Genomic DNA, 26969 nt, shown 5'->3' on the forward strand with positions numbered 1-26969 from the left:
GTGGGCGCTTTTTCTCTTTTTTATGCAAAAAAATTAAAAAAGCCTGTTGCAAAAACCCCCTAAACAAAGTATACTATGTCTCGTGAACTTCTTAACGGCAAGGGTAATGTGACTACTTAAAGGGTTAGGACCTCTTAGGACTAACTTTCCCCCGTGGTAGTTATACATGCCATTTTGCAACTCACTTTCTGTTTTTTTATTTGTTTGAGAAAATTGGTTAAAGGGGGATTCTTTTCATGGACACGATGGGTCGTCACGTTATCTCGGAACTTTGGGGATGCGACTTTGACAAACTGAATGATATTGATTTTATTGAAAAAACGTTCGTTGACGCCGCGTTAAAGTCGGGAGCGGAGATTCGCGAAGTGGCGTTCCATAAATTCGCTCCGCAAGGCGTAAGCGGGGTCGTCATTATTTCGGAATCGCATTTGACGATTCACACGTTTCCCGAACACGGCTATGCGAGCATTGATGTGTATACATGCGGCCATTTAGACCCGACGATTGCCGCCGATTACATTGCCGAAATGCTGGGCGCGCAAACGCGGGAAACGATTGAACTTCCGCGCGGCATGCGCCCGATCGAAGTGAAAAAGGCGCAGGCGCTGTAATTGGATCATGATAAACCGAAAGGAGCGTAAGCGAAACGCTCCTTTTTTTGCGCCCTCGGCGGTACAACAGCGGCGAAAATCATGGTATGATGGAAGAAAAAGAATGACTAGGGAGACGTGGCAATGAGCATGTGGAAAACAATCAAATACGCCTTCACAAACCATTGTGAAACGCGGGAAAATCATGAAGATGAAGAGCTAAGAAGCCATTATTACAAAGCGACGAACCGCGCCGTCATCGATGCGGTCAAGGAGCTGCTCTCGTCGCTGCCCGGCGCCGAGCTCGTTTCTGTTTCCGAAGAGCGCGGCGAAATTTGTGCGCAAACAAAGCGCGGCAAAAAGTTGTTCATCGTCGCTACCGTCATTTCCGTGCGGCCGTTTGAAACGGCGGTCGACTTTTCCGCGACGACGGAGACGAAGCTATTGCCGTTTGATTTTGGGCATAGCCGGGCGGTCATTCTCGATTTGTATCGGAAGCTCGACGCCCGCCTGCCCTATATCGGTTCCGGACTGAACAGCTAACTATATCTTGTCTGCTTTCGTCCATTCCGGTATGATAGAAAATAAGAAGATCAACGGAGTGGATGTTATGCGATGTCCTTCATGCCATCATCAAGGCACGCGCGTGCTTGACTCGCGCCCGGTTGAAGAGGGTCGTTCGATCCGCCGCCGGCGGGAGTGCGAACAGTGCCATTATCGGTTTACGACGTTTGAGCGGATCGAGGAGCCGCCGCTGATTGTTGTGAAAAAAGAGGGAACGCGCGAAGAATTCAGCCGGGAGAAAATTTTGCGCGGCTTGATCAAAGCGTGCGAGAAGCGGCCGGTGGCGCTCGAGGAGCTTGAAAAAGTGACGCAGGAAATTGAGCGCGAACTGCGCAATCAAGGCGTCTCGGAAGTGAAAAGCGAAACGATCGGCGAAATGGTGATGGAGCGCCTGTCACACATCGATGAGGTCGCCTATGTCCGCTTCGCTTCCGTCTATCGGCAGTTTAAAGATATTAATGTGTTCATTGAAGAACTGAAAGAGCTGATCAAAAAAGGGCAACGGTAAAAAGGGCTTTGGCGTTAGGCGGCAAGCCCTTTTTTCAACGTCTTTTCGGCAGGAAAGGGGAGAGCCGGTTTGAAACGAATACGGCGGAATGGAAGGTCGGAGCGATGCAGCACCATTGGAAAGAGCTGATTGCTGTCGACCGTTATACCGTGCAAAGCCGTGGGGTGTTGCAAGAGGTGGACCGTAAAGTGCTGACGCTGCTTTACCAGCCGCTCATCGGCTGCCGGGCGTTGGCGCTTTATATGACGCTTTGGGGGGAGCTTGAGCTGCTTGACGGCCAGGAAGCGACCCATCATCGGCTTATGGCGCTCATGCAGTGCGGACTGCCGGACATTTACAGCGAACGGTTGAAACTCGAAGGAATCGGGCTGCTCAACACATACGTCCACGCTCCAGAGGCGGATGAACCGAAGCTGTTTCTTTATGAGCTGCGTCCGCCGCTGGCGCCAGACCAGTTTTTCCGCGACGAGATGTTGAGCGTTTTTTTGCACCGGCAAGTCGGCCGCCACTTGTTTATCCAGCTGAGCAACTTTTTTGCCCGTCCGTCCATTGATGAAACGAAATTCACCCAGGTGACGCGGTCATTTTCCGACGTGTTTTCGGCCGTGCCCGCTGAACAAATCGTCGCCGGCCTCAGCGAAGAAGCCGGGCCCGAGCTGCTTGAAGGGAAGGATCACATCAGGCGGGATGAGGCGTCGTATGTGCTCGATGATGATGTATTCGACTTTGAGCTGTTTTTTGCCGGCCTGTCCAAGCAGCTTGTGCCGCGCCGGGCTGTGACAGCGAAAGTGAAGGAAGCGATTAAAAAGCTGGCGTTTTTATACGGCATTCCGCCGCTTGAGATGCAAAAACTGGTCCTTGGCGTCATCGATCCGGCCTATCATATCGATATTGACGCGTTGCGCCGGGCGGCGCGCGAATGGTATGAGCTCGAACATGGCGGTGTCGAGCCGCGCCTCGTCGAACGAGTGCAGCCGCTCGCCTACCGGACGATGGAAAACATCGAACCGCGCACAAAAGAGGAGCAACTAATGAAACAGCTGGAAACAATTTCCCCGCGCCAGCTGCTGAAAGAGATTTCAGGCGGCGCTGAGCCGTCGCTGGCTGATTTGCAGTTGATCGAAGACATTATGTTCCAGCAGCAGCTGCTCCCCGGAGTTGTCAACGTGCTCATTTATTATGTCATGCTCCGGACGAATATGAAGCTGTCGAAAAAATACGTAGAAAAAATCGCCAGCCATTGGGCGCGCAAAAAGGTGAAAACCGTGAAGGAAGCAATGGAGCTGGCGAAAGAAGAGGCGAAAACATACCAAAACTGGGCGAACGAAAAGGAAAAAGGGACGCGGACGGTGCGCAAAGTCGTGCGCACGGAAATCGTCCCGGACTGGCTGAACATGGATTACAGCCAGCCGGATGATGATGATTTTGACGTCGAACAGGCGCGCAAAGAGCTTGAGGAACGGCTGAAAAAATACCGTGATGAATCATAGAGGGAAAAGCCATGGAACGAGTAAACCACCTGTTGCAGCGGTTGCTTGGCAATCAACGGTTTAAACAACGCTACGAACAAATGAAACGCTACATTTTGGAGCATCCGGACGTGCAGCCGTTTTTGCGGGCGCACGAACGGCAATTGTCGGCCGATGCGGTTGACCGCAGCTTGATGAAGCTGTATGAGTTCATCGAGCAGCACGGGAATTGCCGCCAATGTCCGGGCCTTGAGCGATGCAACAACATGCTGCCGGGGTACCATCCAAATTTGGTGGTCAACGGTGGAAGGATCGACGTTGAGTACGACCGCTGCCCAAAAAAAGTGCAGCATGACGAGCGAAAACGGCAAGAGTCGCTCATTCAAAGCATGTTCATGCCGCGCGAAATCTTGCGTGCTTCGCTCTCTGACGTCGATCTCAATGACGATGGGCGGATCAAAGCGATCCGATTTGCCGAGCGGTTTGTGGCGGAATACGAGCCAGGGAAAAAAATGAAAGGCTTGTATTTGCACGGATCGTTTGGGGTGGGCAAAACGTATTTGCTCGCCGCGATCGCCAACGAGCTGGCGAAGCGAAACGTTTCGTCGCTGATCGTCTACGTGCCCGAGCTGTTTCGTGAGATGAAACATTCGCTTCAAGACCAGACGATGAACGAAAAGCTTGATTATATCAAAAAAGTGCCGGTGCTGATGCTCGATGACCTTGGGGCGGAGGCGATGTCAAGCTGGGTGCGCGATGATGTATTTGGCCCGATCTTGCAATACCGGATGTTTGAAAACTTGCCGACGTTTTTCACGTCGAACTTTGATATGCAGCAGCTCGCCCATCATTTGACGTATTCGCAGCGCGGCGAAGAAGAGAAGGTGAAGGCGGCGCGCATTATGGAGCGAATCCGCTATTTGGCCTATCCGATTGAAATCACTGGACCGAACCGCCGTGAGCAAAATATATAAAGGCGATTTGAAACGTTGCCGTTTGCACAGGCATGTTGATTAACCCATAAAAACTAGTTGAGCAGGTTCTGTTTCTAGCTTTTCTGCCGTAGTCGGCAAGCGGTTCGTTTGCCGACTGGGGCTGACCCAAAAGGGTAATTTCCCTTAAACAAAACACAACATATTTGTTTTATGCCTGTATACGGTAATAAGAAAGGGTGTCCCGATCCTTTTGGGGCACCCTCTCCTCGAACAATGAACGCCGCTAAGCTTTGTGGTTTTTTAGTCTAAACAGCCCGTTGTCCCCATATATATAAACCAAGCATTCCTTTCGGGCTAAAGGGGGGACAGCGGGTGATCGAAATCCATTTTGACGAGGCAAGCGAGGCGGAAAAATTGGTTGGGCTGCTAGATCACCGGCAACCGGATGACGGTCCGCTGTTTCATGCCGCTTATGACGGGAACAAAACCGTGGCGGTTTACATACAGGGCGAGGAGAAGCGTGTGCTTGAGGAGCATATCATCCCAGCGATGACGGCGTTTATGCAGGAGGTGATGGAAGACCGGCTGCTGCTATCCATCATTGCCAATGTTTTTTATTTCCGCGACGTCGAAGAACAGCAGCAAATTTTGGCCCTCGCTCATTCGTTTTTGGACGGCGAGCGGCGCGATTACCGGAAAAGCGCGGCGTTTGCCGCCTCGCGCACCGTGATGTTGCGCGACGCTTTTGCCTCCTTTTTGCGCGACGGCTTGTCATTTTCGTTTTCTTCGTTCGTTACGTTCCGGTTAAAGCCGTATATGGAGCGCCTCCAACATTATGTCGAGCTGGCGATTGATGAATACAAGCTGGAGCAGGAGTATCAAAATTTTGTGCAAATGCTGCGCGACTGCCTGGCTGGCCGGACGCCGCAATGGCCGCGCCTGTATTTGGTGCACGATCCGCCGCACTTCGTATTTTACGACAGCGAGCGGCGGGAGCTGTCGGCGGCGGAAGTGAGACAGTTGATCGACCGCCATCTCGTCTTCAGCCAGCCGATGTATATTGATGCATCGGTGCTCGCTCCGCTTGTCTCGCTCGCTCCGGCGGAAATTGAGCTGTACACCGATCATCCGGATGACGGCATGGTGCAGACACTGCAAAACGTGTTTCAAGAACGGCTGATCGTCTGCCGCCGCGCCGATTTTTCCCGCTTGTTTGCCGCCAACGCTGGAAATGGGGGAGAAGCTTGATTTTTCCTGCTGTTTTCGCTATAATGTCGTCATGAATATGGATGAATACAAGCGATGACGAGGACATGGGTGCATTTTTACGGTTTCCAGAGAGGGAAGGCAGCGGCTGGAACCTTCCTAACACGAAAAATGCGCTTACCCCCTCAGAGCTGCGGCAGCGAACGCAACGCCCAGTAGTTGCCGCCGGTGGACGACCGTTATTCTTGTTGAGCCATGGCATGGCGAGGCGCTGCCATGGGAAGAAGGGTGGAACCACGATGAAAACTCGTCCCTTTAGGAGGGAGGAGTTTTTTTATTTTTCCATTTTCATCATCATGACAAAGGAGTGATTGCCGATGCCAGACGTCATTCGCATCACGTTCCCAGATGGGGCGGAAAAGGAGTTTCCGAAGGGGACGACGACGGAAGACATCGCTGCCTCGATCAGCCCGGGGCTGAAGAAAAAAGCGATCGCCGGCAAACTGAACGGCCGGTTCGTTGATTTGCGCACGCCGCTTCACGAAGATGGCGAGCTTGTCATCATTACCCAAGACATGCCGGAGGCGCTTGACATTTTGCGCCATAGCACCGCCCACTTAATGGCGCAGGCGATCAAGCGGATGTATGGCAACGTCAAGCTCGGCGTCGGTCCGGTCATTGAAAACGGCTTTTACTATGATATCGACATGGAGCATAAACTGACGCCAGACGACCTCCCGAAAATCGAAGCGGAAATGCGCAAGATTGTCAAAGAAAATTTGGACATCGTCCGCAAAGAAGTGAGCCGCGAAGAAGCCATCCGGCTGTATGAAGAAATCGGCGATGAGTTGAAGCTCGAGTTGATCGCCGATATTCCGGAAGGCGAGCCGATTTCGATTTATGAGCAAGGCGAGTTTTTCGACCTTTGCCGCGGTGTGCACGTGCCGTCGACTGGAAAAATCAAAGAGTTCAAGCTGCTCAGCATCTCGGGGGCCTACTGGCGCGGCGACAGCAACAACAAAATGCTGCAGCGCATCTACGGCACGGCCTTTTTCAAAAAGGAAGACTTGGATCGTTATTTGCGCCTGCTTGAAGAAGCGAAAGAGCGCGACCACCGGAAGCTCGGCAAAGAGCTTGAGCTGTTTACGACATCGCAACAAGTCGGACAAGGCTTGCCGCTATGGCTGCCAAAAGGAGCGACGATCCGCCGCATTATCGAACGGTACATCGTCGACAAAGAAGTGGCGCTCGGATACGATCATGTCTACACACCGGTGCTCGGCAGCGTCGAGCTGTACAAGACATCGGGCCATTGGGACCATTACAAAGAAAACATGTTCCCGCCGATGGAGATGGACAACGAAGAACTTGTGCTTCGTCCGATGAACTGCCCGCACCATATGATGATTTACAAAAGCAAGCTGCACAGCTACCGCGAGCTGCCGATCCGCATCGCCGAGCTCGGCACGATGCACCGCTATGAAATGTCTGGAGCGCTTACCGGCCTGCAGCGCGTCCGCGGCATGACGCTCAACGACGCCCACATTTTCGTGCGCCCGGACCAAATCAAAGACGAGTTCAAGCGCGTCGTCAACTTGATTTTGGAAGTCTATAAGGATTTCGGCATTGAGGAATACTCGTTCCGCTTGTCTTACCGCGATCCGCATGACAAAGAAAAATATTATGATGACGATGAAATGTGGGAAAAAGCGCAACGCATGCTGCGGGAAGCCATGGACGAGCTCGACCTCGATTACTACGAAGCGGAAGGGGAAGCGGCGTTTTACGGGCCGAAGCTCGATGTGCAAGTGCGCACGGCGCTTGGCAAAGACGAGACGCTCTCGACGGTGCAGCTTGACTTCCTGTTGCCCGAGCGCTTTGATTTGACATACATTGGCGAGGATGGGAAGCCGCATCGTCCGGTCGTCATCCATCGCGGCGTCGTCTCGACGATGGAGCGGTTTGTCGCGTTCCTCATCGAGGAGTATAAAGGCGCGTTTCCGACATGGCTCGCCCCGGTTCAAGTCAAAGTGATCCCCGTGTCGCCGGAGGCGCATCTCGATTACGCGTATGACGTGCAACGGACGCTGAAAGAACGCGGCTTCCGCGTCGAAGTCGACGAGCGCGACGAAAAAATCGGCTATAAAATCCGCGAAGCGCAAATGCAAAAAATCCCGTACATGCTCGTTGTCGGCGATAAAGAAGTGTCTGAGCGAGCGGTCAACGTCCGCCGCTATGGAGAAAAAGAAAGCCGGACGATGGGGCTTGACAAGTTTATGGCCTTGCTCGCTGACGATGTGCGGGAAAAACGGACAAGATTAGGGAAAGCGCAATAAACCGTTGACAGGCGACATAAACGTTCAAGCGCTACAAGGAAGCAACGGTGGCGATGGCCCATGTCATGGGCGGTTTTTCAAAGAAATGGCGGCGTGAACAAGATTTTCTCTTGCCAATTGAATGTTGATCCGCTATAATAAAGGACGTTGTGTTTATCAAGATCCGCTCCTTGACATGCCATCGCCAAGGTGGTATAGTGTATAAAGTGGAATGATTGCTTGTTTGTAACAAAAGCAGAAGCACCCCGCTTCTCACCTGACCGACGCCAAGACGGCTGTTGGCAGGTTGTTACGGTTCGTCAATGCGAGTGTAAGGACGTACTGCGCGGGTGCTTTGTGCATCTGCGCTTTTTTTTGGGCTGGAAGTGGGGCTCTGCTGGCAAACAAGCCAGTCGGAAAAAACCTTGGAGGTGGCTCATTATTAGCAAAGATTTTATTATCAACGAACAAATTCGTGCCCGTGAAGTGCGCTTGATCGACCAAAACGGCGAACAGCTTGGCATCAAGTCGAAGCAGGAGGCGCTTGAGATTGCGGCAAGACGCAACTTGGATCTTGTGCTTGTCGCGCCGAACGCCAAACCGCCCGTTTGCCGCATCATGGACTACGGCAAATTCCGCTTCGAGCAGCAGAAGAAAGAGAAAGAAGCGCGCAAAAAACAAAAAGTGATCAACGTCAAAGAGGTGCGCCTCAGCCCGACGATCGAGGAGCATGACTTCAACACGAAGCTGCGCAATGCGCGCAAGTTTTTGGAAAAAGGCGATAAAGTGAAGGCGACGATCCGCTTTAAAGGTCGGGCGATCACCCATAAAGAAATTGGGCAACGCGTCCTTGACCGCTTCTCGGAAGCGTGCGCCGACATTGCCGTTGTCGAAACGGCGCCGAAAATGGACGGGCGCAACATGTTTTTAGTGCTCGCACCGAAAAACGACAACAAGTAAGGAGGAACCTGCGATGCCAAAAATGAAAACTCACCGCGGCTCGGCGAAACGGTTCAAAAAAACGGCCAGCGGCAAATTAAAACGCGGTCATGCCTATACGAGCCACTTGTTTGCCAATAAAACGAAAAAACAAAAGCGTCATCTCCGCAAAGCGACGCTTGTCTCGCCTGGCGATTTCAAACGCATCCGCCAAATGCTTGACAACTTGAAATAACGACCGACTATAGGAGGGAACGATTATGCCACGCGTAAAAGGTGGACCAGTGACGCGCAGACGTCGCAAAAAAGTGTTAAAACTCGCAAAAGGCTATTTCGGCGCGAAACACGCATTATATAGAGTCGCGAACCAACAAGTGATGAAATCGCTCATGTATGCGTATCGCGACCGCCGTCAACGGAAGCGCGACTTCCGCAAACTGTGGATTGTCCGCATCAACGCGGCGGCTCGCCAAAATGGCTTGTCCTACAGCCGTTTGATGCACGGCTTGAAGCTGGCCGGCGTGGAAGTGAACCGGAAAATGCTCGCCGACTTGGCGGTGAACGATCAAGCCGCGTTCGCCCAACTCGCCGACTTGGCGAAAGCGAATTTGAATAAATAACAACGATGGCCATCCTTGATCAGGGTGGCCATTTTCTTATCAAGGAAAGGGATCGATATGGTACAATACGGGATAGCGATCAACCTTCTCGCTTTTTTCGTGATGGGGGTCGACAAATACAAGGCGAAGCGCCGCCGCTTTCGCACCGCCGAGCGGACGCTTTGGCTGCTGGCGTGGTTGGGTGGAGCTCTGGGGGCAATGGCGGGCATGTACACGTTTCGTCATAAAACGCGCCATCGGACGTTTCGCTATGGTTTGCCGCTGTTGGCAGCGGTGGAGCTGTTTCTCTATTGGCGATGGATGAGGTAGAAAGGGGAGGAGAGAGTCAACTACTCCCACTTAGCTAACGCTTGAAGTGGGGGCTTGCAACTCCCCAGAAGTGCAAACGGACTTCGTCCTCCTTCCTTGACTTGGGGTTGCATCAGGGGGCAGGTTGACGACTACCCAACGACGCAGGTCATGCCTGCATCGTTACCGATTCTCTCGGTGTGTCTGTTGGCAGTACTTGGCTTCCACACACAACAGACGGACCTACGCTCGATGTTTTACGGTTACAACGTTTCCTGTAACCAACTCCATACATCGAGTAGCAGTTATTGGAGTGCCTTTATTGAACGGTTTTCTCCACGCCTTTATTATATCATACACAAAAGAAAGGGGGAACGCGCATTCCTCTCCCACTTACTCCCTTTGGTCGTTGAAGTGGGAGTCTCCTGCGCGAAATAGGATGAATTGGCCTTTGCTTTACGATATGCAGCGCATGTTGGATCGGCGCATTGAAACGGAGCATGGCTTGATGGAGGAAGATTTGTTTGCCCGCAAGCAGCTCGCCTTTCTTGTGGAGCTGGGTGAACTCGCGAATGAGACGCGTTGCTTTAAATTTTGGAGCATCAAACCGCCCGCGCCAGCCGAGCGAGTGCTTGAGGAATATGTTGACGGCTTGCATTTTTTATTGTCGCTCGGGCTGGAGTGCGGCTTGTTTTATGAAGAAAACGAAGCTCCGTCGGCGGGACGGCCGCTTGTCGAGCAGTTTCTTGCCGTGTTTCGCGCCGCCGAGCGGTTCGGGGAGACGAGAGCGCGAGGGGAATATGATGCGCTGTTTGCGGAGTATTGGCGGCTTGGCGTGGCGCTCGGTTTTTCTTCCGACGACATCGAGGCGGCGTATCGGCGGAAAAATGAAGTGAACCACAAGCGGCAAAACGAGCGCTATTGATCTTTTTTTCGGGTGGCGAATGATTCATTTTGCCAATCGTCAGCCTTTTCAAGTATAATAAAAAAGTGGACAAAACCGGAAAGGGGTGCCAAGATGGCGAAGTTGGACGAAACGTTGACGATGCTGAAAGCGCTGACCGATGCGAAAGGCGTCCCGGGCAATGAGCGGGAAGCGCGCGATGTGATGAAGACATACATAGCTCCGTATGCGGATGAAGTGACAACGGATGGCCTCGGCAGCTTGATTGCCAAAAAAGAAGGGAAATCGGGCGGGCCGAAAGTGATGATCGCCGGCCATTTGGATGAAGTCGGCTTTATGGTGACGCAAATCGACGACAAAGGATTCATCCGCTTCCAAACGCTTGGCGGATGGTGGAGCCAAGTGATGCTCGCCCAGCGCGTGACGATCGTGACGAAAAAAGGCGACATCACCGGCGTCATCGGTTCGAAGCCGCCGCACATTCTGCCGCCGGAGGCGCGCAAAAAACCGGTGGAAATCAAAGATATGTTCATCGACATCGGCGCGACAAGCCGCGAGGAAGCGATGGAGTGGGGCGTCCGCCCGGGCGATATGATCGTGCCGTATTTTGAATTTACGGTATTGAACAATGAAAAAATGCTGCTCGCGAAAGCATGGGACAACCGGATCGGCTGTGCGGTCGCCATCGATGTGCTCAAGCAGCTGAAAGGCGTCGACCATCCAAACACGGTATACGGCGTCGGCACGGTGCAGGAAGAAGTCGGCTTGCGCGGCGCGCGCACGGCCGCCCAATTCATTCAGCCAGATATCGCGTTTGCTGTTGACGTCGGCATTGCCGGCGACACGCCGGGCGTGTCGGAAAAAGAAGCGATGGGCAAACTCGGCGCCGGCCCGCACATCGTCTTGTACGACGCAACGATGGTGTCGCACCGCGGCTTGCGCGAATTTGTCATCGAAGTGGCGGAAGAGCTGAACATTCCGTACCATTTTGATGCCATGCCAGGCGGCGGTACGGACGCGGGAGCGATTCACTTAACCGGCATCGGCGTTCCGTCGCTCACGATTGCCATCCCGACGCGCTACATCCACTCGCACGCCGCCATTTTGCACCGTGACGACTACGAAAACACGGTCAAGCTGCTTGTTGAGGTGATCAAACGGCTTGACGCCGACAAAGTGAAACAACTGACGTTTGACTAATGAAAACACCGGCCGATTCGGCCGGTGTTCGTCATTGTTTAACCGCCTGCTCGAGTGTTGTGAGCATCATGTCTTTTTGCTGCTCATTGGCATGCGTCCAAATGGCTTCAAAGAGGACACCGAGGCCGGGCAAATATTTTTCCTCGCCTCGTTGGATCGCATCTTCGATCGTATGTTCCAGCTGCTCTTTCGAGTTGTTGGCTACGTTGTGCATAATGGCTTCCCGCAAGTTCAAATCCATTTGTCTCACCTCGTTGGCCGTATTGTACACCGTTATCGTTTGCCAATGGCGGCGGATTTATACATGGAGCGGCTCTCGTATATGGTATAATAGAGGAAAAACTAGACCGAAATGAGTGATGGCGGCGATGGACGAGAAACCGCTCTATGGATTGGAACGAACGGTATTTCGCCAACTGCTCCATCTATTTTCCCGTTATGCTGATGTCATTGAAAAAGTCATTTTGTTCGGCTCAAGAGCACGAGGCGATTACAAGGAAGGATCGGATATCGATTTGGCGATCCAATTTCGAAAACCGGGAGGCCCGCTGTACCTCCTGCAATCGGACTTGGATGAACTTCCGATCATTTATCCGATCGATGTTGTTGATTACAATCAAATTCACAACGAACAGCTAAAAATGAATATTGACCAAGAAGGAAAGACGATTTTTCAAACGAACGAGCACGGGAAGGTGATGGTCACAATGAGCCGGCTGATGGATCGATTTTACGATTTCGAACGGGCGCTCTCCAAACTCCGGCAAAGTGCCGCAAGAGACGCCCAAACGGATGACCTTGTTGTTGATGCGACCATTCAACGCTTTGAATTCACGTACGAACTAGCATGGAAATGGATGAAACTTTATTTGGAGCATCAGGGATACGCTGAAGTGACGAGTCCGAGGAAAACGATTCGCGAGGCGTTTCGGGAAGGGTTGATTCAAGACGGAGAGACATGGCTTCGCATGCTCGAAGACCGCAACCGGACGTCCCATACGTATGATGAAGAAACTGCCATGGACATGTATGAACGCATTCGCACCCACTATATCCCGCTGTTTGACCGCTTGCTTGACGAAATGAAACAACGGCTTGACTCGGCGACATGAGCGGCCGGCGTGCGGAACGGAACGCGCTTGGCTTTGTGAAGGAACTTGGCTTTGGTCGTGAAAGATGACAACGGCACACATTTTGCTATAATCAAAGGAAGAAACTTGACGCATGAGGTGACGACACAATGGAGAAAGCGACATTCGCCGGCGGCTGCTTTTGGTGCATGGTGACGCCGTTTGAGGAGCTCGATGGCATTTACGGCATCGTCTCCGGCTATACAGGGGGACATGTGGAAAATCCAACATACGAGCAAGTGAAAACCGGCACGACCGGCCACTACGAAGCGGTGCAAATCACCTTCGACCCGGACGTCTTTCCGTATGAGCGGCTCTTGGAGCTGTATTGGCGCCAAATCGACCCGACCGATGACGGCGGCCAGTTTCACGACCGCGGGCCGCAATACCGGACGGCGATTTTTTACCATAACGAAAAACAGCGCCAGCTCGCCGAGCAGTCAAAGCGGGCGCTCGAGGAAAGCGGGCGCTTCTCCAAGCCGATCGTGACGAAAATTTTGCCGGCCACCACGTTTTATCCGGCGGAAGAGTACCACCAAAACTACCATAAGAAAAATCCGGAACATTACAAGCAAGATCGAGCCGCCTCGGGGCGTGACGAATTTATCGCCAAACATTGGGGGACGAAGCGGTGAAGCGGATCGAATCGCCGAAAAATGCGCGCGTCAAACAATGGAAAAAGCTGCTGACAAAAAAAGGGCGCGATGAGACTGGATTGTTTTTGCTTGAAGGGTTTCATCTTGTCGAAGAGGCCATAAAAAGCAACGCGCCCCTTGTCGAGCTGATCGTTGATGAGCGGACGGCCGTCCCGCCCGGCTGGAACGTCACAGGTGTCCCGGTTGTGATTGTGACTGAAACGGTGATGAAAGCGATCAGCAGCACGGAGACGCCGCAAGGCATCGCCGCGGTGTGCCGGCAGCTGTCGACCGAGCTTGAAGGCGTGAAGACCGCCTTGCTTATTGACGCCGTGCAAGATCCGGGCAATCTTGGGACGATGATCCGCACCGCCGATGCCGCTGGGATCGATGCCGTCATCCTCGGTGAGGGATGCGCCGACTTGTACAATCCGAAAGTGGTGCGGGCGACGCAAGGGTCGCTGTTTCACCTTCCGGTTGTCAAAGGCGATCTGGCACAATGGATCGCGCGTTTCAAGGAGCAGGGCATTCCGGTGTACGGCACCGCCTTGGAGAACGCCGTCGATTACCGCACCGTTCCACAATCGTCTTCGTTCGCCTTGCTCGTCGGCAATGAAGGAAGCGGCGTCCGACCCGACCTGCTGCGCCTAACGACAGAGAACGTGTACATCCCGATTTACGGCCGCGCCGAGTCGCTGAACGTCGCCGTTGCGGCCGGAATTTTGCTTTATTCCTTGCAGGCGGTGCGGTAAAATAGAATCGAAAATCAATAGGACAAGGGAGCGGAGACAGATGGATGGCGAACTGCGGGCGTTATTGAACGCTGTGCTCGAGCGTCTTGATGTTCAAGGGGCCTACATCGAACAAATGCGCATGGATATCGTCAAGCTGCAAGGAAGCGTGAAACAACTCGAAGACAAAGTCGATCGCCTTCAAAGTGATGTGGACGCCATGAAAAAAGACATGGACGCCATGAAAAAAGACATGGATGCCATGAAAAAAGACATGGATGCCATGAAAAAAGACATGTTGGGGGTCAAAAAAGATGTCGCCGCGCTCAAGGAAGGGCAAGTGCGGCAGGAAAAAATTATGGAGCGCCTTGCCATCCGCTCGATTGAACAGGAAGCGGAAATCGATGAGCTGCGCAAAGAAATTTCGGCCTGACCTTGCCTTTGCCCACTCATTTGCGTATAATGAATAGCGACAATTTCCCATACGGACAACAACGATGACGGAGAAAAGTAGCTTGCTGTTCGCCATCCAGGGAGAAAACGCCATAGACTGGGAGCGTTTTTATGGCCGACGCAAGTGAAGTTCACCTCCTGAGTTGACACCGGGACCATCCCGACGAGGGATGTAAAGGTGTTCCGGCTTTCGGCCGTTATCGCAATGAAGTGAACAGCACGCTTATGCTGTTAACAAGGGTGGTACCGCGAGCAACAACTCGTCCCTTACCGGGGCGGGTTTTTTTTTATCATCTTAAACCGAGAAGCCCCCCGCTTCTACGCGTGAGCGTAAGTGGGAGAGCGTTCAACTGAAATGAGGAGGGATTGATGTGAAAGAACGGCTGTACGAGCTGAAACGCCAGGCGCTCGAACAAATCGGCCAAGCCCGCGACTTAAGAATGCTAAACGACGTGCGCGTCGCCTATTTAGGCAAAAAAGGGCCGATCACCGAAGTGCTGCGCGGCATGGGGGCATTGCCGCCAGAAGAGCGCCCGAAAATCGGCGCGCTGGCCAATGAAGTGAGAACGGCGATCCAGCAGGCGCTCGAGGCGAAACAAGCGAAACTGGAACAGGAGGAAGTCGAGCGGAAGCTGGCTGCCGAGGCGATTGATGTGACGCTGCCGGGCCGGCCTGTGAGTCTTGGCAACCCGCATCCGCTGACGCGTGTCATTGAAGAAATTGAAGACTTGTTTATCGGCATGGGCTATACGGTCGCCGAAGGGCCGGAAGTGGAGACCGACTATTACAACTTTGAGGCGCTCAACTTGCCGAAAGGCCATCCGGCCCGCGATATGCAAGATTCGTTTTACATCACGGAAGAGATTTTGCTTCGCACCCATACGTCGCCGATGCAGGCGCGGACGATGGAAAAGCACCGCGGGCGCGGCCCAGTGAAAATCATTTGCCCGGGCAAAGTGTATCGCCGCGACACCGATGATGCGACGCATTCGCACCAGTTTACGCAAATTGAAGGATTGGTTGTTGACCGGAACATCCGGATGAGCGATTTGAAAGGGACGCTGCGCGAATTTGCCCGCAAGCTGTTCGGGGAAGGGCGCGACATTCGCTTCCGGCCGAGCTTTTTCCCGTTCACGGAACCATCGGTCGAAGTCGATGTGTCCTGCTTCCGCTGCGAAGGGCGGGGCTGCGGCGTCTGCAAAGGCACCGGTTGGATCGAAATTTTAGGAGCCGGCATGGTGCATCCGAACGTGCTTGAGATGGCCGGTTTTGATTCGAAAACGTACACCGGCTTTGCGTTCGGCATGGGGCCGGAGCGGATCGCGATGCTGAAGTATGGCATTGATGACATCCGCCATTTCTATCAAAACGATCTACGTTTCTTGCGGCAATTTTTGCGTGTGTAACAGAAAAAGGAGGAGTTGGGAATGCTCGTTTCTTACCGTTGGCTAGGGGAATACGTCGATTTGACGGGCATCACCGCCAAAGAGCTCGCGGAGCGGATTACGAAAAGCGGCATTGAAGTCGAGCGGGTCGAAGCGCTTGACCGGGGAATGAAAGGAGTCGTCATCGGTCATGTGCTCGAGTGCGAGCCGCACCCGAACGCGGATAAACTGCGGAAATGCCTTGTCGACTTGGGAGAGGACGAACCCGTGCAAATCATTTGCGGCGCCCCGAACGTCGCCAAAGGGCAAAAAGTCGCCGTCGCCAAAGTCGGGGCGGTGCTGCCGGGCAATTTCAAAATCAAACGGGCGAAGCTGCGCGGGGAAGAATCGAACGGCATGATTTGTTCGCTCCAAGAGCTTGGCGTCGAAACGAAAGTCGTGCCGAAAGAATACGCGGACGGCATTTTCGTCTTCCCGAGCGACGCGCCGGTCGGCGCCGATGCCATCGAGTGGCTCGGCTTGCATGACGAAGTGCTTGAACTGTCCTTGACGCCCAACCGCGCCGATTGTTTAAGCATGATCGGCGTCGCCTATGAAGTCGCCGCCATTCTCGGCCGCGATGTAAAACTGCCGGAAGCGGCGGTCAAGGAAAACAGCGAACATGTCCATGAATACATTTCCGTGCGCGTTGAGGCGCCGGAAGACAATCCGCTGTACGCCGGGCGGATTGTGAAAAACGTCCGGATCGGCCCGTCGCCTCTTTGGATGCAAGCGCGTTTGATGGCGGCCGGCATTCGCCCGCACAACAACGTCGTCGACATTACGAACTACATTTTGCTTGAGTACGGCCAGCCGCTTCATGCGTTTGACTACGACCGCCTCGGTTCGAAGGAGATTGTCGTCCGCCGTGCAAAAGCGGGCGAAACGATCATCACCCTTGATGATGTCGAGCGGAAGCTGACGGAAGAACATCTCGTCATCACCAACGGCCGCGAGCCGGTCGCCTTAGCCGGCGTGATGGGCGGGGCGAATTCGGAAGTGCGCGACGACACGACGACCGTGTTCATTGAAGCGGCGTACTTTACAAGCCCGGTCATCCGCCAAGCGGTGAAAGACCACGGGCTGCGCAGCGAGGCGAGCACCCGATTTGAAAAAGGGATCGATCCAGCGCGGACGAAAGAAGCGCTCGATCGCGCCGCGGCGTTGATGTCGGAATACGCCGGCGGCGAGGTCGTCGGCGGCATCGTCGAAGCGAGCGTGTGGCGCCAAGACTCAGTGGTGGTGACGGTCACGCTCGAACGCATCAACGGCGTCCTCGGCACGGCAATGTCGAAAGAGGAAGTGGCCGCGATTCTTTCGAACTTGCAATTTCCGTTTACGGAAGACAACGGAACGTTCACGATCCACGTCCCGTCGCGTCGGCGCGACATTGCAATTGAAGAAGATATCATTGAAGAAGTCGCCCGTTTGTACGGCTACGACCGCCTGCCGGCGACGCTGCCGGTGGCCGAGGCGAAACCGGGCGGACTCACGCCGTACCAGGCGAAGCGCCGCCGCGTCCGCCGCTATTTGGAAGGAGCCGGCTTGTTCCAAGCGATCACGTATTCGTTGACGAGCCCGGACAAAGCGACGCGCTTTGCGCTTGAGACGGCCGAACCGATCCGCTTGGCGCTGCCGATGAGCGAAGAGCGGAGCGTTCTTCGACAAAGCTTGATTCCGCATCTGCTCGAAGCGGCGAGCTACAACCGCGCCCGCCAAGTCGAGAACGTCGCCTTGTACGAAATCGGCTCTGTCTACTTGTCCAAAGGAGAACACGTCCAACCGGCGGAAAACGAGCGGCTTGCCGGCGTTCTCACCGGCTTATGGCACGCCCATTTGTGGCAAGGCGAGAAAAAAGCGGCTGATTTTTACGTCGCCAAAGGCGTTCTTGACGGGTTGTTCGACTTGCTTGGGCTGTCCAAGCGCATCGCGTACCGCCCGGCGAAACGCGCCGATTTGCATCCCGGACGGACGGCGGACATTGTGTTTGACGGCCGGGTCATCGGCTTTGTCGGCCAGCTCCATCCGGCCGTGCAAAAAGAGTACGATTTAAAAGAAACGTACGTCTTCGAGCTCGCCTTGGCCGAGCTGTTGAACGCCGAAAGTGAAGCGATCCGCTACGAGCCGATTCCGCGATTCCCGTCCGTCGTGCGCGACATTGCCTTGGTCGTCGACGAAAACGTCGAAGCTGGCGCCCTCAAGCAAGCGATCGAAGAAGCCGGGAAACCGCTTGTCAAAGACGTCTCCCTCTTTGACGTCTACAAAGGCGACCGCCTGCCGGACGGGAAAAAATCGCTCGCCTTCTCGCTCCGCTACTACGATCCGGAGCGGACGCTCACGGATGAAGAAGTCGCCGCCGTCCACGAGCGGGTGCTCGCCGCGGTCGAGAAACAATTTGGCGCGGTGCTGCGCGGGTAAAACGAAAAGCTGTTCCAAAAAGCGACTCGCTTTTGGAACAGCTTTTTTTGGATGGATGGCATAGAATCGGAGCAAGGAAATAGGATTTGGAAGGTTCCGCTGAATCATCGCCTGATGTCCAAAACATGCATATAGATGCCATTTGAAGCTTTAAGATTCTTCGCTTTTCCTAAGCATTGGATCGACTGCCAAGACGTGATGGAGGCAAGCCTTGGCAGTCGAAAAAATGGACAAGCGGCTTTTCCGTTAAGGAGATGGTAAACGTTTTCGTTGCGTCGATACAGATGCGGTTGTGCTGCCCTGTCAGCCGCGTTCGGCGATGATTTGCCCGGTTTGCGACACATCGTATCCGCCAAGCGCTTCGAGTTCGGTGCGGAACGAATCGGAGCGAAGCACGTTCAAGACGGCGGCGATGAGCGGTTCGTTCTCCCGCGTCCGCAGCATGACGACATCATACTGCTCTTTCATCAGCGGAATGAACTTGACGCCGGCCATTCGCGCCACTTTTTCCGTGCCGATGCCGACATCAGCGAGACCCGCCGCCACCGCGGAGGCGACGCTCAAATGGCTTGTCTCCTCACGCTCATAGCCGCGAATAGCGGACGGTGACAGCCCATGCAGGCGCAGCTGTTCATCCAAGAGCACACGCACCCCCGCTCCTTTTTCCCGGTTGACGATCACGACGTCGCTCCTTCCTAAGTCGCTCCACGTTTGAATGCCGCGCGGATTGCCTTTTTGCACGTAAAACCCGATCGGCCTGCGCATCAAGTTCACCATGATGTACGCATGGCCTGTCAACAGCTTTTCAACATAGGGACGGTTGTACTCACCCGTTTGCCCGTCAAACAAATGCACGCTGACGATGTCACATTGCCCTTTGTATAGAGCGATCAATCCGTTGAGGCTGCTCGTATAGGTGCGAAGCGATTGATAAGGGCCGCCTTTCTCGAGATGGACGCCAAGCAAATCGAGGGCCATATCTTGACCGCTGATGATGATGGAGCGAAAAGCGGTTTCGATCGGCCGTGAAACGGCGGGGGAAACGGTGCTTGCCTCCCCTTTTTGCCCGGCGATGTACCGCTTGAGATCATCCGCGGTGATCCGCATTTGCCGCCCAACGCGAAAGGCGGGCAGCTTCCCTTTTTTCACTAAATCGTACACCGTTAGTTTTGACACTTTTAGTAAGGAAGCGATTTCTTCAATCGTGTATGACTGCGGCTCCGGCATCATGCAATCCTCCTTTCTTCCATTGTAGCGCAAAGAAAGGGAGGTGAAAAAATTTTTTCTTTCATAACTATTTATCATTATTTATAATTAGATATCATTACATATAAAAATCTAAATGGAGATAAGGGGGATGTAGATGCGAAAAATGGCATGGCTTGTCGCGGTGGTCTTGTTGTTCGGCTTGTATGGCTGCGACAGCGGTTCGAAAGAGGGGGCTGGGCAAACGAAATCGGCGGACAAAGTGGAGCTCACTATCTCCGCCGCGGCCAGTCTGCAAGAAGCGCTGGAAGAAGCGAAAACGGCGTTTGAACGAAAGCACCCGAACATCCGCATCCAATATAATTTTGGCGCGTCGGGCGCCTTGCAAAAACAAATTTCCGAAGGGGCGCCGGTCGATCTCTTTTTCTCCGCGGCTGCCGAGCCATTTGAGGAACTGAAAAAGGAAGGGCTGATCGATTCCAAACACGAAAAAACCGTGCTCGCCAACGAGCTGGTGCTCATCGTTCCGAAACAAGGAGAAGAGGCGATTCAGTCGCTCGATGACATCACCCGCGCCAAACGAGTGGCGATCGGCATCCCCGAGTCGGTGCCGGCCGGCATGTACGCCAAACAAACGTTGGAGAAGGCGGGGCTGTGGGAGCAGGTGAAAGCGAAGCTTGTTTACGCGAAAGACGTTCGTCAAGTGCTGACGTACGTGGAAACCGGAAACGTCGACGCCGGGTTTGTGTACCGGACGGACGCGCTCGTGTCGGACAAAGTCAAGATCGCCGCCTCCGTGCCAAGCGGCATGCACGACCCGATCGTCTATCCGCTTGGTGTTGTCAAGACGAGCAAACATCTCAAGGAGGCGCGGGAGTTGTATGATTATTTGACGAGCGAACAAGCGCTCCAAATATTCGAACAACACGGGTTCCGACCAAGCCGTTGAATCTGCTTCCCATTGGGAGGGGATATATGGTAAAATAAAGGCGATGCCAATCGAATAGGCGATGGAGTTCGCCATAACCGCCGGCTTCCGGCTGATGACTCCTGCTGCAAATTGAAGCGGCAGGAGTCTGTTCATTTTTGGAAGGAGGGGTCCTTATTGGTCTATCTCGCTGTCGGCATCGCCGGCATGATCGGCGCGCTTGTCCGCTATGGCCTCGGTTTGGTTGTTCCCGCCGCCGCCGTCGGCGGCTTTCCGCTCGGGACGCTTTTCATCAACTGGACAGGCTCGTTTTTGCTCAGCTGGCTCACGGTTTTCTTCACCCGCCTCCCTGCATGGCCGCCATGGTGGAAGACCGCGGTCACAACCGGCTTTGTCGGCTCGTATACGACGTTTTCGACGCTCAGTGTTGAATGTGTGGAATTGATGGAACAAGGGCGCTTTGGCATGGCGGCCGTTTATATCGCTGCCAGCCTGTTTGGCGGGTTGCTCGCCTCATGGGCTGGATATGCCGCCGCTCAACCGGAACGGAAGGAAGGGATTGGATAATGTACGCACCGCTGTTTGTGGCGATCGGCGGTTTTTTCGGCGCCATGGCCCGCTATCTCGTCAGCCGCTGGGCGGCTCGGCGTTCGCCGCGTTTTCCGCTCGGGACGCTCATTGTCAACTTGCTTGGGTCCTTCTTGCTCGGCTGGCTCGCCGGAAGCGGCGCCGCCGATGCCGCAAAACTGCTTGTTGGCACGGGCTTTATGGGCGCGTTCACCACGTTTTCGACCTTAAAATGGGAAAGCGTGCAAATGATGCAGCAACGCCAATGGGCGAAGGTTGTCGTTTATTTGGCGGCTACGTATTTGTGTGGCGTGTGGCTCGCGTGGCTTGGCTATCACGTGGGGCGGTGACCGCAGCGCCGAAAAACAAGCATTGTTTCTTAATTAGTTGATTGTGAAAAAGAACGTTCTTGGCTTGCTTTTAGAGGGCTGGTGATTGAATGAAAAATGTGAATCAACAACAGTGTTTTTCAATTTGATAAGCCTTGTAAAATCTGTTTTTCTCTTTGATCAAAAATGACCGATTTGCAGGAATGATTGTTTTTTCACCGCCCTTCTAGGCAATCAGTATGGATGAATGGATAGAAAAATCTTCCCCGCAAACGATTCGTTCGCGGGGAAACGGAGATCGATGAAGGACAACGTTCGAAACACGGATGGCGTTATCTTCTGCTTTTTCCAAACAATAATTGTTCGAGAATGTCATGAATGCGCGTATTTTCATAAATGCCGGTGAATCGCTCCGCTCCCGGGCCCATGGCAGTCAGCGGCACATCGGCGGCGGTGTGGCCTGTTGTCGTCCAGTCGAGGGCGAACGTTTGCGTAGAGCGGGCAATTGGAAACGGACCGTCTTCGCCGGAGATCGTTTTGCCGTCTCCTGACTCATCCGTGCCGCCCGGCGTTTCGATCGTCAAGCCGCCGCATTCATGGTCAGCGAGCACGAGGACGAGCGTATCCCGATGGCGCTTGTCGTACTGTTTCGCTACGGCGACCGCTTCGTCAAGCTGCTGGCCCGCTTTGATCATGAGCGATCCGTTGTTTTCATGGCTCATTTCATCAATGGCTTCTTCTTCGACAACGAGGAAAAAGCCCTTTTTATTTTGCGACAGCACGTCAAGCGCTTTTTTTGTCATATCGGGCAGCGGCACGACGGGATTGTACACATCTCCTTCTCCTTCGGGGCGCTGCTGGAACATTTCTTCGTTGGCAAACAGTCCAAGCAGCTTGCGGCCGGACGCTTGTTTCAGCTCATCGGCGGTGCGGACGTACGTGTAGCCGAGCTGCTTGGCGCGTTCAACCAAGTTTCCTTGCGTGCCTTTGCTTGCTTCTTCCGGATCTTCGGCTGGATGGTCGGGGTAATAGCCAGGATTTCCAGCAGGATACCAGTAATCTTCCCCGCCGCCCAAAATGACATCCACTTTCGTTTGTTCGATGTATTGCTTGGCGATGTCGCTTTGGGCAGAGCGATTGGCGGTGTGGGCGGCAAACGCAGCCGGCGTGGCGTCCGTCACTTGGGCGGTCGTGACAAGCCCTGTTGCCTTGCCGGCTTTTTTTGCTTGTTCCAAAATCGTTTCCACCGGTTTTCCTTGCAGATCAACAGAGATGGCGCCGTTGTACGTTTTCACGCCTGAGGCGATCGCGGTCGCCGCCGCAGCGGAGTCGGTGATGAATGACTTCGAGTCGGCGGAGTTCGTATGGACAAGCCCGCTGTATGGCATATCGTCCATCTCCAATTCTCCAGCGATCCCTTTTGTGGCAAGGCGAATGGCGTTGCGATGCGCTGTGCCCATGCCGTCGCCGACAAAAAGGACGACATTTTTCACCTCAGACGGCTTCGATTGTTTCGCTGGGGCGGCCCATGCATCTTGTCCGGCTTGATGCAGCGCCAGTCCGGCGCTCAGCCCGGCGATGAGCAAAGCCGTGCGGCGTTTCGATTGGAACATCGTTCTCCTCTCCTTTTTCAGATGATTTTGTCATTTTTATTGTACAAGCTGGATGTTAAGTGTTCGTGAATGCCATGTAATCGTTTTGAAAACATTTCCTTATTATTCGAATGGGGCGACAGAATGGGTTCTCTTTTGCCAACATTCCTCGTTGACTTTTTCTTTTTTCCTTGGTATCGTTACTAATAGTTCAACAGTTGAACTAAATGGACAAATGCCGCCGTGCAAGAGAGCATCTGGTTGATTGTGCAATCATGAAACAAACGGAGGTGAATCAATGCCGGGACGAAACATCGATGAGTGGATTGACCGCTATTTGTCCGTGTCGTTTCTCGTGATGAAACGCGGAGCGGCGCTTGTCAAAGGCAGTCTTTGCGAAGAGATGACGCACGATCAATATTATTTGCTTCGCTACATCCGCAGGCGGGGGGCGTGCACGTCAACGGAGCTCGCTGCGATGTTTGGCGTGAACAAAAGCGCGGTGACGGCGATGACAAATCGCCTCGTCGACAAAGGCTGGCTGCGCCGCGACCGTGACGAGAACGACCGGCGCGTCATCGTCTTATCGCTGACGGAGCAGGGGGAAGCATGGGTAGAGGAAATGGACCGCAGCGTCTATCGGCTCGTCGAAGAAGTGATCGCCCGCTTTCCAGAGGAGGAGATCGAAACGTTCATCCGTACGTATGAACGGTTGGCCCGCGTGCTGCAGGAGGTGGAAGAAGCGAAATGAGGGCGATGATCAAAGGAAGATGGTTTGTGCTTGCGGCGTGGATCATCATGGCGGCGGTGCTTGTGATGACCGCGCCGAACATGGGCGAGCTTGTCAGGGAAAAAGGGCAGCTGAGCGTGCCGGACGGCTACTCGTCGTCATTGGCGGCAAAATTGATCAAAGAGGCAAACGGCCAGGAAAACAAACAAAATGAACGATCCGCGGTGCTTGTCTTTTACCAAAAAGGCGGGCTGACGGCGGGCGATAAAAAAGAGATTGAACGGGCGGTAAACGCGCTCGAAAAGAAAAAAGAGGAACTTCATGTCACGAACATCGTCTCGCCGTTTGCCAGCCGGGAGTTGGAAAAAGAACTCATCTCCAAAGATGGAACGACGATGCTCATTTCCGTCAGCATCGACCCGGCCGGGCGGACGGCGAAGCAATTGACCGACGCCCTGTATAAAGCGGTCGATGGCGTCAAGGTCGAGCATTATTTCACCGGCGGCTGGATGATCGATGAAGATGTCGTGACGAGCTCGCAGGAAGGCGTGAAGAAAACGGAAGGGATCACGGTCGTCTTTATTTTAATTGTGTTGCTCGCCGTGTTCCGCTCGCCGGTGGCGCCGCTCATTCCGCTGCTCGCGGTCGGGGCGACGTATGTCGTCTCGCAGTCGGTCGTTGCGTTTTTAGTAGATAAAGTGAATTTCCCGCTGTCGACGTTCACGCAAACGTTTTTAGTCGCGGTGTTGTTTGGCATTGGGACCGACTATTGCATTTTGTTGCTGAGCCGGTTTAAAGAAGAACTGGCGAAACGCGGCGATCGGGTGGAAGCGATCGTCGCCACGTACCGGACGGCTGGGAAAACGGTGGCCGCAAGCGGCATTGCCGTCATGATCGGCTTTGCGGCGATCGGTTTGTCGACGTTTAAGCTGTACCAATCGGCGGCGGCCGTCGCCGTTGGGGTAGCGGTGCTGCTTTTGGCGCTCGTGACGCTTGTGCCGTTTTTCATGGCCGTGCTTGGCGAGAAGCTGTTTTGGCCGGTGCGGGGGAAGCTCGAGCATGGGCAAAGCCGGCTTTGGCTCGCGGCTGGCCGATTTGCGTTCGCCCGTCCGCTTTTGGCGCTGGCGATTGTCGCCGTCGTGACCGTGCCGGTGTTGGCGACGTATGATGGCAAACTGTCGTTTGATTCCATGGAAGAGATCGGCGATCATTATCGTTCCGTCAAAGCGTTTGACATCATTGCCGATCATTTCAATCCGGGAGATGCCATGCCGACGCAGGTGGTATTGAAAAGCAAAGAGCCGCTTGATTCGGAAGAAGGGCTGGCGTTGATTGAGAAAATGAGCCGTGAGATCGAAAAAGTTGATGGCGTGGCGAGCGTCCGCTCGGCGACGCGTCCGACGGGAGAGCCGATTCAGGAGCTGTATGTCACCGAACAGGCGAAACAGCTGAAAAGCGGCCTTGGCGCCGGCAAAGAGGGCATTGAGAAAATCGGCTCCGGCCTTGAGGCGGCAAGCCAAAAGTTGTCCTCGTCCGCTCCGCAGCTGAAGCAGGCGTCATCCGGCGTCGGCCAGCTCGTCTCCGGAACGGAGCGGCTTGAAGACGGCCTGCGCCAGCTGCAAACCGGTCTCAGTCAAATTGAACAAGGGGTGCGCCGGGGAGCAATGGGCGCCGGTGAGTTGAAAAACGGCTTAGTGACGCTTCGCGACAATGCGAAAAAGCTGCAGGAAGGCGCCACGCAGCTGCTTGACGGCTACAAGCAGGCGGAACAAGGACTGTCGGCGCTAAGCGGCCAGTACCGGCAAATCGAAGCGGGATTAAAAGCTGTCGCCGCTCAGCTTGCCGCCGTGCAGACGATGCTCGGGCAAGTCGAACAGTCGCATCCGGAACTCCGTCAAGATGGACAATACCAACAAGCGAAAATGACGGTCGCCGCCTTGTCCGGCCAGACGAAACAAATGGCGGACGGACTCACGCAATTGAACGGGGCGCTTGAGCAGGCGCGCGCCGGTTTGGCGAAAGCGAACGAATCGTTCGCCCAACTCGCGGCTGGTCAAGCGGCGGTCAACGGCGGCTTGGACCGGATCATCGCCGGGCTTTCGGAGCTCGAAGCCGGGTTGACGAAAGCGGCCGACGGCCAGAAACAGGCGGTCGACCAATTGCCGCAATTCTCCCGAGGGCTTGAGCAAGTGAACGGCGGCCAGCGCCAATTGCTTGAGCATTTCTCCGCGCTTGGCGGCCAGCTCGGCCAGCTTGTAAATGGCTTGGACCAAAGCGCGTCCGGCCTTCAAAAAGTGGCGGACGGCCTCGGAACGGCGGAAACGTATTTAGCCGATTTGTCATCGGCCCCGGAGAAAGAAATGGCCGGCTGGCACATGCCGAAAGAGGCGCGCGAAAGCAAAGACTTTGCGCAGGCGAAAGACGCGTATATGTCGAAAGACCGCCACATCGTGACGTTCGACGTCGTTTTAAAAGAAAATCCGTATTCAACATCGGCGCTCGGCCGCATCGATGACATTCGCGCCGCGGCCGAACGGGCAGTGAAAGGAACGAAGTGGGAAGACGCGACGATCGCTGTCGGCGGCGTCACCAGCACGTACGCCGATTTGCAGGCGATTTCGAACGCCGACTATAAACGGACGGCCGTGCTGATGTTGATCGGCATCGCCATCGTGCTCGCAGCGCTCCTTCGTTCGCTTATCATGCCGCTCTATTTGATCTTGTCGCTCGTGTTGACATATTACACATCGATGGCCGTCACCGAACTCATTTTCGTCAACGGCCTCGGCTATGCCGGCTTGAACTGGGCGGTGTCGTTCTTCGCCTTTGTGTTGCTGTTGGCGCTTGGCATCGACTACAGCATCTTCCTCATGGATCGGTTCAACGAATACCGCGGCCGGCCGGTGAAGGAAGCGATGCTGTCGGCGATGGGCCATATGGGGACGGTCATCATCTCGGCCGCCGTCATTTTAGGCGGAACGTTCGCCGCGATGTATCCGTCCGGCGTCTTGTCGCTCTTGCAAATCGCGACGATTGTGCTGACGGGGCTTCTCCTTTACGCCCTCGTCGTTCTGCCGCTGTTTGTGCCGGTCATGGTCCGCACGTTCGGCCGCGCGAACTGGTGGCCGTTTCGGCAGCCGGCAAGCGAGACAGCTGGACTGGAACAACAAAAAATCAGTTAAGAAGGCGAGTCAACAAGGGTGTCCTAAGAGACCGGGACACCCTTTCTTGTTCCTGTATGAAGCAGCAAAATGGTCGATAAAAATCAATATGTTGTGTTTGGTTTAA

The 26969-nt window shown here is 54.3% G+C and carries 27 protein-coding genes, 1 riboswitch and 3 other annotated features; of the genes, 24 read left to right on the forward strand and 3 right to left on the reverse strand.

The genetic code is table 11. The features are described from left to right. Positions 1–236: 236 nt before the first annotated feature. The 13 genes from speD (at position 237) to JCR24_RS00875 (ending at position 11538) form a co-directional block, all read left to right on the forward strand. The gene (gene speD / locus JCR24_RS00815; RefSeq protein ID WP_011232199.1) at positions 237–611 is read left to right on the forward strand and encodes an adenosylmethionine decarboxylase; all 375 of its coding nucleotides are present in this window, start codon (positions 237–239) and stop codon (positions 609–611) included. A 123-nt stretch (positions 612–734) separates the two neighbouring features. Continuing rightward, a complete protein-coding gene (locus tag JCR24_RS00820; protein ID WP_069304458.1) occupies positions 735–1133 on the forward strand; it encodes an aminotransferase class IV in 399 nt (132 codons plus the stop codon). 67 nt (positions 1134–1200) lie between these two features. Continuing rightward, positions 1201–1662, forward strand: coding sequence for a transcriptional regulator NrdR (gene nrdR, locus JCR24_RS00825; protein ID WP_013144522.1), 462 nt, complete (start codon positions 1201–1203; stop codon positions 1660–1662). A 104-nt stretch (positions 1663–1766) separates the two neighbouring features. After that, a complete protein-coding gene (locus tag JCR24_RS00830) occupies positions 1767–3152 on the forward strand; it encodes a replication initiation and membrane attachment family protein (protein WP_131872166.1) in 1386 nt (461 codons plus the stop codon). Positions 3153–3163: 11 nt separating this feature from the next. Then, entirely contained in the window at positions 3164–4105 is a 942-nt protein-coding gene (dnaI, locus tag JCR24_RS00835) for a primosomal protein DnaI (RefSeq protein ID WP_013144524.1), read from the forward strand. A 333-nt stretch (positions 4106–4438) separates the two neighbouring features. Then, positions 4439–5314: a putative sporulation protein YtxC gene (ytxC, locus tag JCR24_RS00840; RefSeq protein WP_011232194.1), complete on the forward strand. Its 876-nt coding sequence runs from the start codon at positions 4439–4441 to the stop codon at positions 5312–5314. 45 nt (positions 5315–5359) lie between these two features. Next, positions 5360–5590 (forward strand) — a binding site (T-box leader). Between the two features lie 59 nt (positions 5591–5649). Next, positions 5650–7608, forward strand: a complete 1959-nt coding sequence (gene thrS, locus JCR24_RS00845) for a threonine--tRNA ligase (RefSeq protein ID WP_081130549.1) — start codon at positions 5650–5652, stop codon at positions 7606–7608. 226 nt (positions 7609–7834) lie between these two features. Then, positions 7835–7968, forward strand: a sequence feature (ribosomal protein L20 leader region). Next, positions 7963–8547 (forward strand): translation initiation factor IF-3, encoded by a 585-nt coding sequence (gene infC, locus JCR24_RS00850; RefSeq protein WP_075261478.1) that lies wholly within the window; start codon positions 7963–7965, stop codon positions 8545–8547. (Overlaps the previous feature by 6 nt.) Positions 8548–8560: 13 nt before the next feature. Then, the gene (rpmI, locus tag JCR24_RS00855; RefSeq protein WP_011232191.1) at positions 8561–8761 is read left to right on the forward strand and encodes a 50S ribosomal protein L35; all 201 of its coding nucleotides are present in this window, start codon (positions 8561–8563) and stop codon (positions 8759–8761) included. A gap of 25 nt (positions 8762–8786) precedes the next feature. Beyond that, positions 8787–9146 carry a 50S ribosomal protein L20 gene (rplT, locus tag JCR24_RS00860; RefSeq protein ID WP_011232190.1) on the forward strand — a complete coding sequence of 120 codons (360 nt, stop codon included), beginning with the start codon at positions 8787–8789 and terminating at the stop codon, positions 9144–9146. Between the two features lie 57 nt (positions 9147–9203). Continuing rightward, positions 9204–9455: a DUF1294 domain-containing protein gene (locus JCR24_RS00865; RefSeq protein WP_047758142.1), complete on the forward strand. Its 252-nt coding sequence runs from the start codon at positions 9204–9206 to the stop codon at positions 9453–9455. 418 nt (positions 9456–9873) lie between these two features. Then, positions 9874–10359: a dUTP diphosphatase gene (locus JCR24_RS00870; protein WP_011232188.1), complete on the forward strand. Its 486-nt coding sequence runs from the start codon at positions 9874–9876 to the stop codon at positions 10357–10359. 93 nt (positions 10360–10452) lie between these two features. Further along, complete coding sequence (locus tag JCR24_RS00875; protein WP_074044327.1) at positions 10453–11538, forward strand: M42 family metallopeptidase; 1086 nt, start codon at positions 10453–10455, stop codon at positions 11536–11538. Between the two features lie 31 nt (positions 11539–11569). On the opposite strand, the gene sspI is transcribed toward JCR24_RS00875, so the two are convergent. Beyond that, the gene (gene sspI, locus JCR24_RS00880) at positions 11570–11779 is read right to left on the reverse strand and encodes a small acid-soluble spore protein SspI (protein ID WP_013524294.1); all 210 of its coding nucleotides are present in this window, start codon (positions 11777–11779) and stop codon (positions 11570–11572) included. Positions 11780–11906: 127 nt separating this feature from the next. Between sspI and JCR24_RS00885 the strand changes: the two genes are divergently transcribed. The 6 genes from JCR24_RS00885 (at position 11907) to pheT (ending at position 18329) form a co-directional block, all read left to right on the forward strand. After that, positions 11907–12650: an HI0074 family nucleotidyltransferase substrate-binding subunit gene (locus tag JCR24_RS00885; protein WP_068894906.1), complete on the forward strand. Its 744-nt coding sequence runs from the start codon at positions 11907–11909 to the stop codon at positions 12648–12650. A 128-nt stretch (positions 12651–12778) separates the two neighbouring features. Beyond that, the gene (gene msrA / locus JCR24_RS00890; RefSeq protein WP_238979919.1) at positions 12779–13303 is read left to right on the forward strand and encodes a peptide-methionine (S)-S-oxide reductase MsrA; all 525 of its coding nucleotides are present in this window, start codon (positions 12779–12781) and stop codon (positions 13301–13303) included. Continuing rightward, entirely contained in the window at positions 13300–14055 is a 756-nt protein-coding gene (locus JCR24_RS00895; protein ID WP_238979920.1) for a TrmH family RNA methyltransferase, read from the forward strand. Before msrA ends, JCR24_RS00895 begins: the two co-directional genes overlap by 4 nt. A gap of 40 nt (positions 14056–14095) precedes the next feature. Next, the gene (locus JCR24_RS00900) at positions 14096–14467 is read left to right on the forward strand and encodes a hypothetical protein (RefSeq protein ID WP_011232182.1); all 372 of its coding nucleotides are present in this window, start codon (positions 14096–14098) and stop codon (positions 14465–14467) included. Positions 14468–14522: 55 nt separating this feature from the next. After that, positions 14523–14758, forward strand: a binding site (T-box leader). 100 nt (positions 14759–14858) lie between these two features. Then, positions 14859–15893: a phenylalanine--tRNA ligase subunit alpha gene (pheS, locus tag JCR24_RS00905; RefSeq protein ID WP_238979921.1), complete on the forward strand. Its 1035-nt coding sequence runs from the start codon at positions 14859–14861 to the stop codon at positions 15891–15893. Positions 15894–15914: 21 nt separating this feature from the next. Then, entirely contained in the window at positions 15915–18329 is a 2415-nt protein-coding gene (pheT, locus tag JCR24_RS00910) for a phenylalanine--tRNA ligase subunit beta (protein WP_238979922.1), read from the forward strand. Positions 18330–18632: 303 nt separating this feature from the next. Here the strand turns inward: pheT and JCR24_RS00915 are convergent, their stop codons facing one another. Further along, the gene (locus tag JCR24_RS00915; protein WP_238980004.1) at positions 18633–19556 is read right to left on the reverse strand and encodes a helix-turn-helix transcriptional regulator; all 924 of its coding nucleotides are present in this window, start codon (positions 19554–19556) and stop codon (positions 18633–18635) included. A 136-nt stretch (positions 19557–19692) separates the two neighbouring features. On the opposite strand from JCR24_RS00915, the gene modA reads away from it, so the two are divergent. From modA to crcB (JCR24_RS00930), 3 genes are all read left to right on the forward strand, one after another. After that, complete coding sequence (gene modA, locus JCR24_RS00920) at positions 19693–20484, forward strand: molybdate ABC transporter substrate-binding protein (protein ID WP_033025967.1); 792 nt, start codon at positions 19693–19695, stop codon at positions 20482–20484. Between the two features lie 48 nt (positions 20485–20532). Beyond that, positions 20533–20595: riboswitch (Fluoride riboswitch) on the forward strand. 45 nt (positions 20596–20640) lie between these two features. After that, positions 20641–21030 (forward strand): fluoride efflux transporter CrcB, encoded by a 390-nt coding sequence (crcB, locus tag JCR24_RS00925; protein ID WP_238979923.1) that lies wholly within the window; start codon positions 20641–20643, stop codon positions 21028–21030. Next, entirely contained in the window at positions 21030–21380 is a 351-nt protein-coding gene (gene crcB / locus JCR24_RS00930) for a fluoride efflux transporter CrcB (RefSeq protein WP_011232176.1), read from the forward strand. Before crcB (JCR24_RS00925) ends, crcB (JCR24_RS00930) begins: the two co-directional genes overlap by 1 nt. A 311-nt stretch (positions 21381–21691) precedes the next feature. Here crcB (JCR24_RS00930) and JCR24_RS00935 read toward each other — a convergent pair whose 3' ends face one another. Further along, on the reverse strand, positions 21692–22972 hold the full coding sequence (locus JCR24_RS00935) for an alkaline phosphatase (RefSeq protein WP_238979924.1): 1281 nt from the start codon (positions 22970–22972) through the stop codon (positions 21692–21694). Positions 22973–23249: 277 nt separating this feature from the next. On the opposite strand from JCR24_RS00935, the gene JCR24_RS00940 reads away from it, so the two are divergent. After that, the gene (locus JCR24_RS00940) at positions 23250–23702 is read left to right on the forward strand and encodes a MarR family winged helix-turn-helix transcriptional regulator (protein ID WP_011232174.1); all 453 of its coding nucleotides are present in this window, start codon (positions 23250–23252) and stop codon (positions 23700–23702) included. Continuing rightward, on the forward strand, positions 23699–26863 hold the full coding sequence (locus tag JCR24_RS00945) for an MMPL family transporter (RefSeq protein WP_238979925.1): 3165 nt from the start codon (positions 23699–23701) through the stop codon (positions 26861–26863). The genes JCR24_RS00940 and JCR24_RS00945 overlap by 4 nt, the downstream gene beginning before the upstream one ends. The last annotated feature ends 106 nt before the right edge of the window (positions 26864–26969 follow it).

Origin of the sequence: Geobacillus sp. YHL (assembly GCF_022341265.1) — a bacterium.
Taxonomy (GTDB): domain Bacteria; phylum Bacillota; class Bacilli; order Bacillales; family Anoxybacillaceae; genus Geobacillus; species Geobacillus thermoleovorans.

Bases quoted from the DNA above. Each gene is read 5' to 3' on its own strand.
- JCR24_RS00945 (WP_238979925.1), top strand. From the start codon at position 23,699: ATGAGGGCGATGATCAAAGGAAGATGGTTTGTGCTTGCGGCGTGGATC.
- JCR24_RS00875 (WP_074044327.1), top strand. From the start codon at position 10,453: ATGGCGAAGTTGGACGAAACGTTGACGATGCTGAAAGCGCTGACCGAT.
- rpmI (WP_011232191.1), top strand. From the start codon at position 8,561: ATGCCAAAAATGAAAACTCACCGCGGCTCGGCGAAACGGTTCAAAAAA.
- JCR24_RS00915 (WP_238980004.1), bottom strand. From the start codon at position 19,556: ATGCCGGAGCCGCAGTCATACACGATTGAAGAAATCGCTTCCTTACTA.
- JCR24_RS00830 (WP_131872166.1), top strand. From the start codon at position 1,767: ATGCAGCACCATTGGAAAGAGCTGATTGCTGTCGACCGTTATACCGTG.
- JCR24_RS00820 (WP_069304458.1), top strand. From the start codon at position 735: ATGAGCATGTGGAAAACAATCAAATACGCCTTCACAAACCATTGTGAA.
- JCR24_RS00885 (WP_068894906.1), top strand. From the start codon at position 11,907: ATGGACGAGAAACCGCTCTATGGATTGGAACGAACGGTATTTCGCCAA.
- JCR24_RS00935 (WP_238979924.1), bottom strand. From the start codon at position 22,972: ATGTTCCAATCGAAACGCCGCACGGCTTTGCTCATCGCCGGGCTGAGC.
- thrS (WP_081130549.1), top strand. From the start codon at position 5,650: ATGCCAGACGTCATTCGCATCACGTTCCCAGATGGGGCGGAAAAGGAG.
- JCR24_RS00865 (WP_047758142.1), top strand. From the start codon at position 9,204: ATGGTACAATACGGGATAGCGATCAACCTTCTCGCTTTTTTCGTGATG.
- sspI (WP_013524294.1), bottom strand. From the start codon at position 11,779: ATGGATTTGAACTTGCGGGAAGCCATTATGCACAACGTAGCCAACAAC.
- speD (WP_011232199.1), top strand. From the start codon at position 237: ATGGACACGATGGGTCGTCACGTTATCTCGGAACTTTGGGGATGCGAC.
- JCR24_RS00900 (WP_011232182.1), top strand. From the start codon at position 14,096: ATGGATGGCGAACTGCGGGCGTTATTGAACGCTGTGCTCGAGCGTCTT.
- pheT (WP_238979922.1), top strand. From the start codon at position 15,915: ATGCTCGTTTCTTACCGTTGGCTAGGGGAATACGTCGATTTGACGGGC.
- nrdR (WP_013144522.1), top strand. From the start codon at position 1,201: ATGCGATGTCCTTCATGCCATCATCAAGGCACGCGCGTGCTTGACTCG.
- msrA (WP_238979919.1), top strand. From the start codon at position 12,779: ATGGAGAAAGCGACATTCGCCGGCGGCTGCTTTTGGTGCATGGTGACG.
- crcB (WP_011232176.1), top strand. From the start codon at position 21,030: ATGTACGCACCGCTGTTTGTGGCGATCGGCGGTTTTTTCGGCGCCATG.
- dnaI (WP_013144524.1), top strand. From the start codon at position 3,164: ATGGAACGAGTAAACCACCTGTTGCAGCGGTTGCTTGGCAATCAACGG.
- JCR24_RS00870 (WP_011232188.1), top strand. From the start codon at position 9,874: ATGAATTGGCCTTTGCTTTACGATATGCAGCGCATGTTGGATCGGCGC.
- JCR24_RS00940 (WP_011232174.1), top strand. From the start codon at position 23,250: ATGCCGGGACGAAACATCGATGAGTGGATTGACCGCTATTTGTCCGTG.
- rplT (WP_011232190.1), top strand. From the start codon at position 8,787: ATGCCACGCGTAAAAGGTGGACCAGTGACGCGCAGACGTCGCAAAAAA.
- modA (WP_033025967.1), top strand. From the start codon at position 19,693: ATGCGAAAAATGGCATGGCTTGTCGCGGTGGTCTTGTTGTTCGGCTTG.